This is a genomic window from Candidatus Zixiibacteriota bacterium, assembly GCA_034439475.1.
Classification (GTDB): Bacteria; Zixibacteria; MSB-5A5; order GN15; family FEB-12; genus JAWXAN01.
In genome coordinates this window covers 1-12727 of sequence record JAWXAN010000010.1, presented here as the reverse complement: position 1 = coordinate 12727, position 12727 = coordinate 1, and the positions used below count along the sequence as shown (strand labels likewise).

At 48.9% G+C, this 12727-nt stretch carries 12 protein-coding genes; 2 read left to right on the top strand and 10 right to left on the bottom strand.

Annotation, left to right across the window (positions count from 1 at the left end):
- Window positions 1–229: 229 nt before the first annotated feature.
- Window positions 230–745: a hypothetical protein gene (locus tag SGI97_00900; GenBank protein MDZ4722462.1), complete on the bottom strand. Its 516-nt coding sequence runs from the start codon at window positions 743–745 to the stop codon at window positions 230–232.
- A 31-nt stretch (window positions 746–776) separates the two neighbouring features.
- Window positions 777–1253: a nucleoside deaminase gene (locus SGI97_00895; GenBank protein MDZ4722461.1), complete on the bottom strand. Its 477-nt coding sequence runs from the start codon at window positions 1251–1253 to the stop codon at window positions 777–779.
- A 137-nt stretch (window positions 1254–1390) separates the two neighbouring features.
- Between SGI97_00895 and SGI97_00890 the strand changes: the two genes are divergently transcribed.
- On the top strand, window positions 1391–1942 hold the full coding sequence (locus SGI97_00890) for an inorganic diphosphatase (GenBank protein MDZ4722460.1): 552 nt from the start codon (window positions 1391–1393) through the stop codon (window positions 1940–1942).
- 16 nt (window positions 1943–1958) lie between these two features.
- On the top strand, window positions 1959–2513 hold the full coding sequence (locus tag SGI97_00885) for a GNAT family protein (protein MDZ4722459.1): 555 nt from the start codon (window positions 1959–1961) through the stop codon (window positions 2511–2513).
- A 391-nt stretch (window positions 2514–2904) separates the two neighbouring features.
- Here SGI97_00885 and pyrF read toward each other — a convergent pair whose 3' ends face one another.
- The 8 genes from pyrF to rsgA all read right to left on the bottom strand — a co-directional run.
- Window positions 2905–3789 carry an orotidine-5'-phosphate decarboxylase gene (gene pyrF / locus SGI97_00880; protein ID MDZ4722458.1) on the bottom strand — a complete coding sequence of 295 codons (885 nt, stop codon included), beginning with the start codon at window positions 3787–3789 and terminating at the stop codon, window positions 2905–2907.
- A gap of 33 nt (window positions 3790–3822) precedes the next feature.
- Window positions 3823–4740, bottom strand: coding sequence for a dihydroorotate dehydrogenase (locus SGI97_00875; GenBank protein ID MDZ4722457.1), 918 nt, complete (start codon window positions 4738–4740; stop codon window positions 3823–3825).
- Window positions 4737–5534 (bottom strand): dihydroorotate dehydrogenase electron transfer subunit, encoded by a 798-nt coding sequence (locus SGI97_00870; GenBank protein MDZ4722456.1) that lies wholly within the window; start codon window positions 5532–5534, stop codon window positions 4737–4739. Before SGI97_00870 ends, SGI97_00875 begins: the two co-directional genes overlap by 4 nt.
- Window positions 5531–7798 carry a tetratricopeptide repeat protein gene (locus tag SGI97_00865; protein ID MDZ4722455.1) on the bottom strand — a complete coding sequence of 756 codons (2268 nt, stop codon included), beginning with the start codon at window positions 7796–7798 and terminating at the stop codon, window positions 5531–5533. Before SGI97_00865 ends, SGI97_00870 begins: the two co-directional genes overlap by 4 nt.
- Window positions 7789–8529 (bottom strand): NAD-dependent deacylase, encoded by a 741-nt coding sequence (locus tag SGI97_00860; protein MDZ4722454.1) that lies wholly within the window; start codon window positions 8527–8529, stop codon window positions 7789–7791. The genes SGI97_00865 and SGI97_00860 overlap by 10 nt, the downstream gene beginning before the upstream one ends.
- Window positions 8530–8627: 98 nt before the next feature.
- Window positions 8628–10808, bottom strand: a complete 2181-nt coding sequence (locus tag SGI97_00855) for an alpha-amylase/4-alpha-glucanotransferase domain-containing protein (protein ID MDZ4722453.1) — start codon at window positions 10806–10808, stop codon at window positions 8628–8630.
- Window positions 10809–10810: 2 nt separating this feature from the next.
- Window positions 10811–11716, bottom strand: coding sequence for an MlaD family protein (locus tag SGI97_00850; protein MDZ4722452.1), 906 nt, complete (start codon window positions 11714–11716; stop codon window positions 10811–10813).
- A gap of 58 nt (window positions 11717–11774) precedes the next feature.
- The coding region (gene rsgA, locus SGI97_00845) for a ribosome small subunit-dependent GTPase A (protein ID MDZ4722451.1) at window positions 11775–12727 on the bottom strand (953 nt) is incomplete at its 5' end.

Genomic DNA, 12727 nt, shown 5'->3' with positions numbered 1-12727 from the left:
GGACTCAGTCATCTTAGGTGAAATACCAAGTATAACAAGAAGATATCAGAAATTTACCAACACTTTTTGGCTATTATGCCCGCAATGACGAGTTGTGAGATGTCTGTTATAGTATTTTGTACCACACTGCTTGCGGTGTGATCTTTTCAATGGAGAGAAGATGGACCCCAGCTTTCCCGCCGCAGCGGGCAGGCGCTGGGGTGACATTACATCGGTAAGGTTATATTTGTCAGCCCTTCAGAAACTGACCGCTTTTGGCTAAGGCGGTTTGCTGTTCGATGAGTTTATCGGCCATCCCAAAACGCGGGCGGACAAACTGAAAGACCACAAACGAAAACACGACAAGCATCACCGCTTCGTTGAAGCGTCCAGTCAGCATGAAATAGACAAGGCCGTATACTGAGATCGATGCAATAATCAGAAAGACCGGACGCAACGCGCGCAGCAAACCGTCGCCGATGTCATCTCCCAAAGTTTCCAAACTTTTCACCATCGGTTTTTTGAAAAGCGAAGCCCTTAACCAGAGGGCAGCCCCGGTTTCGGCTAGCGCAAGCGCGACAAAGATATAAAAAAGCATATTGGCCGAATCGCCGACTTTGTTCTCCACTGTCCCTTTAGTGTTGAGATAATAACAAATGAAGAGGAAGACCATCGGCAGGAGAATATTGTTGACCAGCCCGAAATAGAGCGGTTTGACGATGATCTTGTTGATGTCATACGAATCAAGCTGCGTGTCGGGAATCATGATAGTGTGGTCCGCGCCTCAATGTTTGTCATCAATTAACCCTTTCGCTTTTGTCCCGAATCTGCCTGAAAAACAGTTTCATGATATCTGCCGATTCGCTCTCACGAACGCCCGAGACTATTTCGCACTGATGGTTTAATTTTCGCTCAGTCGGAATGGAGAGAATCGACCCGCAGCCGCCGAATTTGGGATCTTTGGCGCCATAGACAATTGTTTTGATGCGCGAAAGCACCGCCGCGCTTGCGCACATAACACATGGCTCGATAGTCGAAATCATTACACAATTCTCAAGCCGCCAATCGCCAAAATGTTCAAAGGCCGCGCTGAGGGCGATAATTTCAGCATGGGCGGTAGCGTCATGGAGCGATTCGGTGAGATTATGTCCGCGCCCGACAATTTTATTTTCAAAAACAATCACCGCCCCGATCGGGACTTCCCCTTTTTCAAAGGCAAGCTCGGCTTCGCGCAAGGCGAGCTCCATGAAGTCATCGTAACTCTTGGTATCCACAGATCAAATATAGAAAAGTACTTGCCAGCCAGACAACAGCTAATCTTGGGAGATTTCCGGTGTAAATTCCCCTTCAATCGTTGCAATGAATGGTGATATGCCGTATACTCTGGCCAAATTAGTAAGGAGCGAAAGATATGGCGCATCCGTGGCATGATGTCGAACCGTGCAGAAAAGACTCTGAAAGCGTGTTCGGTATCGTCGAAATCCCAAAAGGGAGCAAAAACAAATACGAACTCGACAAGCGGACTGGTCTGCTTATGACCGACCGCGTTCTCTATAGCTCGGTGCATTATCCGGCCAATTACGGTTTTATTCCGCAGACGTATTGCGATGACAATGACCCGCTTGATATTCTGGTGCTGTGCCAGGAAGAGATCGCGCCGCTGTGCATTGTCGAATGCAAAGCGGTCGGAATGATGTCGATGCGGGATGAAAAAGGGCGCGATGATAAAATCATCTCGGTTCATGCCAATGACCCGGCTTACAACGGCTACGATGACATTTCCGCGCTTCCGCGTCATATCATAAAAGAGCTGCAGCGTTTTTTTGAAGATTATAAGATTCTTGAGAATAAAGAAGTAGTGGTTGAAAATTTCCGCGGACGGATCGATGCCGTGCATGCCATCCATGCCGCGATTGCCCTCTACCATGAAATGCTTCCACAGTTAATAAAAAAATACGCCTGATTGCGATTGGTCTTGTATGGCTGAACCTGTCTACCCAACGCTGCCATCGCTTGTTGGCGATGAAATATATCTGCGAATTGTAACTCCTGACGATATCGCCCAGACTCACCACTGGCTGATACAATCTGATCCGCATTTGCAAACATGTGAGCCGTTTGTTATGATGACGGCATCTGAGGCCGCCGAGATATACCGCAAGAAAGAGCGCACAGTGGAGACTGTCTCATATATTACAATCCGCAAAAAGGATAACACACCGATCGCGCGGATTCGATATTTCAATTACAATCCGATGAACCGCTCGGCTGAGATAGGCTATCTGGTTGATCCTGACCAGCGAAGAAAAGGATACGCGCGAGAATCAATATTGGTATTGTGCCGGTATCTATTCAGAAATCTTGGATTGCACAAAGTCCACGCCCAGACGGCATCTGTAAATATTCCATCAGTTCAGCTATTGGAGTCATGCGGCTTCAAACGCGACGGCGTGCTCCGCGCGCACCATTTTTACAACGGTGAATTCCATGATGATTTTATTTATTCGATATTAGCCTTTGAATTGGGACGGTAGGCATTGTCAATGCAGGCGGCGATGTTTGAGCGCGTGTCCGCTTCGGCCCGGCGGGTCTTTCTCATTGTTTGGAAAGACCGTCAGGTCATCCGCCGCGGGCGGACTTCGGAAGCCTCAGCACCACTGCCTATGTAAGTCGGCAAGACCTGACGGAACAGGGGAAGATCACACCGCAAGCCGATGGCGGAGCGAGGTACCCGATATATAAGCAGACATTCCCATTACGTCGTTATGAGGAGTCCCGCTTTCTCAAGCGGAACGACCCTCCACGGCGGGTCCGCCGCGGCGGACGGCAATCTCAGTTCATCCTGCTCAGGTGTGGGGCAGAGACGCCCCGCACGAAGATCAATACAGGATTCTCTGGCTCCGTCACTGTGGTCTCACACAGAGATTACTGATTTTGATTTGGTTCCGACGTCGGCGCCGAAGCAGATTGGCCGGCGGACTCTTCGACATCAGTCGGGTGACCCTGACGAAGCTTATAAATTGTCGTATTGAGAATACTCAGTTCCGAGCGGGCCTTCTGCGCAAAATCATTTTCCGACGACGCATACAGCACCGAGCGGCTGACATTGATGATGGCCGTTTTGCGGAAACCATCGGTTCCGAGTATGGCGGCCTCTTCGAGCGATCCGCCTTGGGCGCCAACACCCGGGATCAAGAGCGGCATATCGCCTGCGATAGTTCGAATCTGGCGGAGCTGGTCAGGGTGTGTCGCACCCACCACAAGTCCGCAATTTTGGTCTTTATTCCAGTATGACATTTTTTCGGCGACAACCTGATAGAGCGGTTTGCCGTCCACATTCAACTGCTGAAAGTCATTCGAGCCTGGATTGCTGGTCAGACAAAGAACGAATGCGCCTTTATCTTTGTATTCCAAAAATGGGCGCATCGAATCATAGCCCATGTATGGGTTGATGGTCACCCAGTGTCCTTTGAGATAATTAAATAAAAACTCAGCGTAATGGGCGGCGGTGTTGCCGATATCTCCGCGTTTAGCATCAAGAATAACCGGGATTTCCGGAGGGATGCGTTCGACTATCAGGCGAAGCAATGACAGTCCTTCGGAACCATGGTGTTCAAAAAACGCAAGGTTCGGTTTATAGGCGCATACAAGATCGGCTGTGGCATCGATAATCCGGTGGGCAAACTCGAACATCCCTTTAATCGATGCCCCGTAATCTCCGGGCATGAGTTTAGCATCCAAATCGAGTCCAAGACAGATCATCGATCTGTTTTTTTGCTGTATTCGTTGAAGGTCTTTAACTACGCTCATTATTTATCACCTGTTTATTTATTGGCACTATCGTTAATATTTTTCAACTTTGCCGATAAGATCGTTCAAAGTCCCCAATTTTCGTTTTTTCATATAGGCTGTAAGCTCCCTGAGAATAGTGACTGGCCCGTCCGGCTCGACAAAAAGCGCAGTACCGACCTGGACCGCGCTTGCGCCGCACAAGAGAAACTCTATAACATCATTGGCATTCGTTATACCGCCGATTCCGATAATGGGAAGCTTGCATTTGCGGTAGACGGCATCGACCATCGCCAACGCGATCGGTTTAATCGCCGGGCCTGTTAACCCGCCTCGATTGAAGGTTAGTCTCGGCTTCCAGGTATTAATATCAATGGAGGTACCAACCAGTGAATTGATAATGGAGAGAATATCCGCGCCGCCTTGTTCGGCAGCAAGCGCGATCTGGCTGATACTGGTGACATTCGGTGTGAGTTTGGCAATGACCGGCCGTCGGAAAACTTTTTTGACCTCAGCGACTGTTCTTTCGGTCATTTTTGGGTCAGCGCCGAATTCCATGCCGCCCTCGTTCACATTCGGACAGCCGAGATTCAGTTCAACCATGTGGACTGATTCAAAGTCATTGAGTCGCGCACAAAGGTCGACGTATTCCTGAACTGTCGCACCGCCGACATTGACGATTGTCTTCGTTTTCTGTTTCTGTAAAAAGGGGATTTTGTCGGTGATGAAGGCATCGATACCAACATTGGCCAGACCAATGGCATTGAGCATTCCGCTCGGGGTTTCTGCCGTGCGGGGTGTCGGATGACCGAGGCGAGGAAGAGGCGTGATTGTTTTTGTGACCAGCGCGCCCAACTTTGACAGGGGGAATACGCGAGCGAGTTCTTCGCCGTATCCGCAGCAACCGGATGCAGTCATGATTGGATTTGTGAATTCGACTCCGGCAAGGGTAATGCGCAGGTCAGGGGTCACAGAAGCACCTGGCCAATCTCAAAGACTGGGCCATCGACACAAACCCGGGCATGGCCGCCACCGCGAAGCGGCACAACACAGCCGAGACAGACGCCGAATCCGCATGGCATCGGGGCTTCGAGAGAAAGTTGGCCGGGAATTGTGTGAGTAAGTCCAAGGGTATCTGTGGCTTTCAGCATTGCTTCAGGACCGCAGCCGTAGATGCGATAATTCTGCGTCCCCTTGTGTCGACTCAAAAATCTGGCTACCGAATCGGTCACAAATCCTTCCTCACCGAATGAACCATCATCAGTGACCGGATGAAAATTGACTCCAAGTTTTCGGAGCCGGCTCCGCTCGACAATATCTGCGGAACTTCGACCGCCGTAGAAGAACTCGATCAATTTAGGATTGTGGCCGCGTTTTATCATATCTTTGGCCAAAAAGAGAAGCGGGGGAAAGCCGATTCCCCCGGCAATCATGATTGCTGTCTCATTTTTCCTGGGTAATGTGAAAGGAACGCCGAGCGGGCCGAGTATGTTGACCGATTCATTGACATGATGGGTGGCCAGCAGACTTGTTCCATGCCCGAAAATCTTGAAGATAATCTCTACTTCCTTCTTTTTGAGGTCGACAGATGCAATGGACATCGGACGACGGAAGTAGATATCGCGAGTGGGCAGTTGTAAATGGATAAATTGACCGGGCCGACAATCCGCTATACGGGGATACGGCCCGAATGTGTAGGAATAGTAGGTATTCTTTAAGTCTCGGCTTTTTACCAGCGGCGTGCTTTCGCACGTCAGTTTACTCATTTAAGAAAATCCGGCCTCTTTACTCGGTACTCATAGACAAACCAATGCCCCAGATCGTCACTCGACTTGGGTACGCTCACACTGAATACCTGCTGTGAGACCTTTACCGGGTCAAATGTCATTGACGCCACAGTTATCGAAGCGCGGTCGTTGAGTTCATCATTTATCGTAGGCACTTTGAGGATATGATTGAGAACTTTTCCGGTAAAATCAAGTAGAACCTGAAAATAAAGTCTAAACTCATCCTGTTGAATACTATAGGCATCAGCCGGAAATTCGAAAGCCTTGTCAATCTTAACAGGCTGTGAATTGAGAAGGATAATTGTGTCCTTGTCCGGGCTGATATAAATGTTCACAAACTGCTGTTCCCCATAATCAAGAACTTCGTCATCACGATCCCTATCCGTGAAAATGCTGTCTTCCGGAGGCAGATCTACGCCGTCAGTCCGCAGTGTATCAGCGGGCGATTGACGGTCATCATTGTTGCGGTCAGCTATCGGGCGATCTCGCCCAGCAGAACGGCCCAACCCTCCCATCCAGCGTTGAACATCAAGCGCCATGGGACTCCGTGGAAACGAGTCTAAAAATTCTTGATAGGCAAATACGAGCGAAGAATCGCCTGGATGTTCATACTGCTCGGTAAGCCAGATGAGATTAAAGCGAGCTTGAGTCGCATGTTTCGAGTCAGGGAATCTCTCGATAACCTGACCATAATACGCTCTGGCTGAATCCAGATTGAAATCGTCTACAATAAAATACTCCGCTTTTAGAATATAATGCGATGCATAACCCGTGTCGGCGGGACTTCCGAGAAGGTTGAGCAACTCAAGGGCATAGGGGGCATCATCCGACCGGGGGTATGTCGCAAGCATAAGTCGGAGCACAGAATCCGAGCTTGTGGTATCAAGTGTGTGATCACGGTACATTTGGGCGAGACTTATCATCGCCGCCGGCGCGCTTTCCGAGGTCGGGAACGAATCAATGAGATAGCGAAGTTCGGCCATTGCCGAATCCGGCTTGTTTAGCTGAAACCAAAACAGCTCGGCCAGGAGAAACTGCGTCTGTGCCACTTCATTGATGGCTTCCTCAGTAGCGCTTGTATCCAAAGTCCTTGCCTTGGAGTATCGTTCGAGTTTTCCGATATCAGATGAATGTTGGAGCGCCGCTCTGCCTGGTTCCGAAGATGCTTGAGCCTTGACTGCTTTATCGTAATACTCTTTTGCATCTGTAAGTTTGTCATAGTCGTATTGATATGTCAGACCGAGGCGGTAGTATGCTTCGGCAAGAGCGAGTGGGTTCTCTGATTTCTCCACTACTGTCTGATATGTCGCCTCGGCCAGTTCAAGGTCTTCTTCGATTTCGTACCCCTCGGCAACTTTCAACTGTAAATAGCTGAGTGAATCAAAATAGAGCTGGTTGTCCATTAGTTTGGAGAGATACGCTTGTCCGTCTTTCACACGCTGGAGACGGTAGGCGCATTCTGCGGCATTAAAGAGCGCAAAATATTCCATATCTTTATCTGGAGTCATTCCAAGAAGCTGAATGCATGCTTTCAGGCCATCGTTGAAGCGATAGGTACTGATATAACCTTCGGCAATCATTTTTTGGGCAAGCCGCTTCTGTCCCTCGCTTCCCAATGAATCGCGGACCGCAAGAAGATAGCTTTGTGCATCCTCAAAGTTCTTTTCTTCGAAATAATATTCGCTTAGGGCCATCGCGGCCTCGGCTTTGTAGTCTCTGTCAGATTCTGAATCAAAGATAGCGCCAAACAGCGCCATAGCATCGCCTATGTCGCCGAGTTCCAGCTTTGATTTGGCCAAATAAAGTTCGGATTCGCGGATACGATCATTCTCAGGGTAATTGGCAATGAGCTCACTGAACCGCCGCTCCGCTTTGGCATACTGCTTTGAATGAAAATATGACGCTGCCAAAATATACAGCGCGTCATCATAGTATTTTGAGCCAGTATGGTTCTCGATAACTTTTAGGGACTTTTCAATTGCGATTTTGTAATCATTTTGTCCAGAAAGTCCCGCGACACTTTTCTTTCGCGACTTCTCAGCGGAGCCGAACGACTTTTTTGCATTGAAAAAAGTGTTAAAATAGACTCCACAGCCGCCTAAGAGCAGTAGTAGAAGTGAAATGAGGGCTATGACAACAATTTGCCTGCTTCCATGATGCCGATGGTGTGGGCACCGAGAAACTGCACAAGGTTGATCTTTGGCCGGATTGGGGTCTAAGGCAGAATGTTTTTCTAAGTCCATGAGGGTTCCTGAGCTAACAACGCTACCAACTCTGGCAATAGTTCCCCCGATTTTGAAGCAAATCGAAAATCGGCAAGCTTCGAAATGGCCGTCTCTTCAGGGTTTATCTCTACAATTATCGCCCCATGCTGTTTTGCTACCAAAGCGAGAGATGCTGCCGGGTGGACTAACGCCGATGTCCCAATAGTGAAGAAGATGTCTGATTGACTAGCCTTTTCGAAGGCGTTCTCAACTACATGCTCTGGCAGAAATTCTCCGAACCAAACAACATCGGGGCGTATCATCCCTCCGCATTTGCATTGTGGAATATGCGAAGGGTCAACACTGTAATCTATATTGATTGGTATGGGACAGAGCACACATTTATTCCGGCTGATATTGCCATGCAGTTCAAGCACATCGGAAGATCCGGCTGACTGATGTAGGCCGTCAACGTTTTGTGTTATCAATGTGAACCGAGTAAAATGTTCAGCCAGAGCGACGAATGCGTAATGGCCGGGATTTGGAGTGATTCTGGCGACAAGTTCTCTCCGCCAGTTGTACCATTCCCAGACAATTTTTGGGTTTGCAGTAAAGGCCTCGATTGTTGCAAGCTCTTCGGGTTTGAACTTTCCCCACAGCCCTTGGCTGCCTCTAAATGTGGGGACGCCCGATTCGGCTGAGATCCCAGCTCCTGTAAGGACTACCGCATTTCGGCAACGGGGGATAATTCCGGCTAATTCCTGCAACATTACAAAATGATACGTTTAAGCCGCTAAAATGACAAAGTAATTATTACCAATCCTGCTTCTGGCCTGTCATATACCGTTTTCAGGCGGAAAACTACCCCTTAGTGGCTTTCAACCGCTTCGAGTTTGATGGAATTTGACAATAATTTCTTGAGGTCACCAGCTTGGAGGCTCAGTTCAAACCGTATAGGCCGGTGGGAGAGCCGCAGACTATATAATGCAAGGATAGTCGTGCCCTGATAGACTCTCTCAAATCCGCTTTCAGAGAGTGAAACTGTGAAAATTGGGGTATGCCAGATTTCAGCGGGCACATCCGAAGCCAATCGTGCGCCAAGTCCCAGATATTCATCCGCCATGGTTACCGATTGACATTCGCGGTAGCGTCCGATCGAATCCAGGAATGAATTTTCAGGTCTCTTGCCGTCGATGAGCATATATCGGTCGTCGGCATGGCCGGCTTGAAATGTAAAATTATTTTCTACCACAAAAATGGTGTCTATCCCCTCGGATTGTGGAGCGCATAATTCATAGGAAACCTTTATGACATCACTATCAGGATTGAACGAGTAATTTTTTGAAACGCTTACTGGAGTCACCCCGGCAGATCTCCAAAGATTTCCATGGCGCTGTAGCGAGACCAGCCCTAAGTCCTGATTAACCGAAACCGTGTACGGCTCGTTAACAAAATCCCCTTCTTCGCCGAAACGGGACGAACCGAACTTTTCAAGGGTCACATCGCCGTGAAAGAAATGGTCGATAAAGCATCGCTTTTGATACCAATCCTCGGCAAGGAAATTAGAAAGCCCCTCTTCTTTAGAGAGGACTATGTCATGGATCGAAGCTGTGTCAGTTCCACTTGGGGTTTCATCGGCCTTATCAAGTTTTGCGTGATATCCCTCGCGTCGCCGGGTGAGCGTGTCAGTCAGATTGAAAGCATGGCGGTTGAGGGCAAGGTGGATCAGTGACCCGCCGCGATTCGGCTTGATGACTGCGCTAAAATCTTCTGTTTCTGCTAAAATTTCGTCATGACCATCACAATCATAGTCTACTTGCTGAATCTGCAGGCCGGTCTCGCCATTCATTTTTCTGAGCAGGGCATTGGCTTCGATCATCGCTGAATAGTTGGCCTTACGTAAATGCGGTAGATATAAGCCCCCGAAGATGCCATGCCAGTAGGGGCAGTTGCACTGCGAGGCATAGAGCTTTTCACGCGCCTGTTGGAAAGCCTGAGTCTTGACTTTCTTCGGATTTGCTTGCGCGACCTGTTCGAGTTTGTCCGAGACCGCGAGCATTGATTTGTGCATCAAATTTGACTCTTCGTACTTGGCCAGAAAGCCGCGCCAGTGTCCGCCCCGGACAAATCGCCCAAAGCGTTCCTTGCGGCCATTTTCTTTGAGCCAATACTCAAAGGCGCCGTATTCGAGAAATGCGTTTGTTGGCAATGACCAATGAAGCATCTCTTCGTATGAAGCCGAAGGCAGATACGCCCGTCCGGCCGGTTCCATTGCGGCGGCTTCAGAAAGCGGTACCATTTTCAACCAGTCAGAATTACGGTGCATTGCATCGAAAAATTTCTCGAGCCAGCCATCGGTGTAACAGTGCTTGTGTGTGTTCGGCCAGACGCCAAACTTTTCGCCGTCATCGGCATAGACTGCCAACCCGTCAGGATTTTCGCCTGCCTGTCGTTTGAGTTCTTCGATGATCTCCTCAACTGTACCAAACGGAATCAGGTATCTGAGCTTCTTTTGTATCGGAAGCAAAGTTACTGTGTGGCCAGCTTCTTCTGTGATAAACGGCCCACGGAGTTGTCTTGGATCAAGCCCGGCATAGATAAAATGCGTGTCATCGATAGGAAGAAAGCGGATATTCGACTTTGACAGTAATTTCGGCAGGTGAGGCTCCCATATACGTTCAGTCAGCCACAAGCCTTCCGTCTTTACTCCAAAGTTTTCCTTCAGATACTGTGTGAGCATTTCGATCTGCCCAAGCGCATCGCGCTCGGGAATCGAAGTCAGAACCGGTTCGAAGAAACCGCCGGTCATGAGTTCAACCTGGCCTATCCGGATAAGGTCGCACACCAATTCAAAATATTCAGGATGGTGCTTTTTCTGCCAATCCCACAAAATGCCGGATTGATGCAGTGATAATGAGACCTGGTCAAAACCTTTGAGCAGTTTCAGAAATGGTGCATAAGCATCGGTGTGCGCCTGCTCGAATACTGAATCAAAATTTCCGACCGGTTGGTGGTTATGTATCCCGAATGCCAGTTTGAATATCGCCATGCTTAAAAAATCTCAACTTTCAAATTAATGTACTTTCGCGGATTAGCTTTTATATCAGCAATGAGGTCATCGACGCTCGATGTGACTCCGCGAAGGTCATCATATAGCCGACGATCGTGTAATAGAAGATGCGCGGTTCCTTCGCCATTATCAAGGGCATCGGCGAATTTTCTGGCCGAAACCGACAATGTGTCCAATTGCGAAACAAACCGCTCCATCTGTATCCCTATGCGATCCATACGTATCGACGATGAATCAATCATGAGAGCGCCCTTTTTCAACAGAGTATTGATATTCCGCGAGGCGTCATAAAACCCTTGTACAGTCTGGTCGAACTTGGCATCGTTATTCTCCATGAAATCTGCAAGCGAGCCGGACAACCGCTCGAAATTATTGACTGTGTTGTTAAATTTCTCAAGCGAGGAATCCGAGACGAGTGTCCGTTTGAGGGTGAAGACAATCTGACGCACCTCGACTATCATATCTCCCATTAGACCCATCAATTCAGGTAGCCCGCTCTCATACTCACCTTGGACCGACTGAGTTCTGTCAAGCAAGTCGGTCTCTTTACCAGGGTAGATGGCGATAAAGCGCTCGCCCATGACGCCAAGACTTTTAATGGTAAAGGTCGCATCCTTTCTTAACACTACATCCTTGAATATCATCAGTTCGACTTCGACTCCGTGATCGGTCAAAGTCAAATTGGTAACATTCCCCCTGCGAACACCGGAGACAGTCACATTGTCCCCGATTGCCAGCGATCCAACATCGTCATAGACCACCGTTATCGGCTCGGCATTCCGCTCCAGCCTATAACCCTGAAGCCAATAGAGTGAACCGCCAAGGACCACTAATGCGACCAGCATTACGACGCCGACGCGAAATTCAATGTGTTTACGGGTGCTCATAAAGTCTACTCAACAATATCGGTAAGTAGCTGTCATTCTTTATTTTACTGGGCTCGGATCAGAGTGATTCAGCAATTGACAGATAGTTGTCATATCTGAATTGAGCGATATCCCCTCGAGCCAAAGCCGATTTAACGGCACAATTCGGCTCATGGGTATGACTGCAGGTGCTGAATTTGCACTCCGCGGCGTATCGAACGAATTCAGGATAGTAATGCGGTAAATCCTCTTTATCCACTTCCCACAGTCCCATCACTTTCAATCCCGGAGAGTCCACGATAAAACCTCCAAGTGGCAGTTCATACATCTCGATTGTGGTTGTCGTATGCTTGCCTCGATTGGAAAAATCAGAAACTTCGTTGGTTTTAATGCCCAATCCCGGAATCAGCGCGTTCAGCAAAGTCGATTTCCCGACGCCCGAATGTCCAACAAACAATGTCCGGTGGTCTGCCAGTAGTGATTGAATTTCTGATACTCCCTCGCCAGTCTTCACCGATGTCCACACCACGGCAAATCCAATCTGCCGGTAGCTGGTGGTTATACGTTCAAGGTCATCCGGTCGCTCCAAATCGATTTTGTTGATAACAATGATAGGCGTCATATTCCCCATCTGTGCGGCGATAAGAAAACGTTCGATAAGACCGATCTTGAGCGGCGGAGAATAGACCGAAACGACAATCGCCAATTGATCGAGATTGGCCGCGATAACCTGCTTTATTTCGCGAAGTCCTGTAGTTGGGCGGAAAAACGATGACCGCCGCGGAAGGACTTCTTCGATTGCGCCGAAACCATCGGGCAGGAGTGTCATGAGAACATCATCGCCGACCGCGACGGGTGTGGTGTTATCCGATGCGTCTTTGACTTTGCGGCGTATTTCGCATGAGACCGCGCGCTGATCATCGGTTCGCACATCAAAGAGCCGTCCTTTGGTGGCGGTAACCACCCCTTTTACAAAATCACTCATGGACGGAAGGTAGTATGAAAGGGAGGGGGAGGGAAAGAGGAAAGAAT

Bases quoted from the DNA above. Each gene is read 5' to 3' on its own strand.
- SGI97_00900 (MDZ4722462.1), bottom strand. From the start codon at position 745: ATGATTCCCGACACGCAGCTTGATTCGTATGACATCAACAAGATCATC.
- SGI97_00890 (MDZ4722460.1), top strand. From the start codon at position 1,391: ATGGCGCATCCGTGGCATGATGTCGAACCGTGCAGAAAAGACTCTGAA.
- SGI97_00885 (MDZ4722459.1), top strand. From the start codon at position 1,959: ATGGCTGAACCTGTCTACCCAACGCTGCCATCGCTTGTTGGCGATGAA.
- pyrF (MDZ4722458.1), bottom strand. From the start codon at position 3,789: ATGAGCGTAGTTAAAGACCTTCAACGAATACAGCAAAAAAACAGATCG.
- SGI97_00870 (MDZ4722456.1), bottom strand. From the start codon at position 5,534: ATGAGTAAACTGACGTGCGAAAGCACGCCGCTGGTAAAAAGCCGAGAC.
- SGI97_00865 (MDZ4722455.1), bottom strand. From the start codon at position 7,798: ATGGACTTAGAAAAACATTCTGCCTTAGACCCCAATCCGGCCAAAGAT.
- SGI97_00860 (MDZ4722454.1), bottom strand. From the start codon at position 8,529: ATGTTGCAGGAATTAGCCGGAATTATCCCCCGTTGCCGAAATGCGGTA.
- SGI97_00855 (MDZ4722453.1), bottom strand. From the start codon at position 10,808: ATGGCGATATTCAAACTGGCATTCGGGATACATAACCACCAACCGGTC.
- SGI97_00850 (MDZ4722452.1), bottom strand. From the start codon at position 11,716: ATGAGCACCCGTAAACACATTGAATTTCGCGTCGGCGTCGTAATGCTG.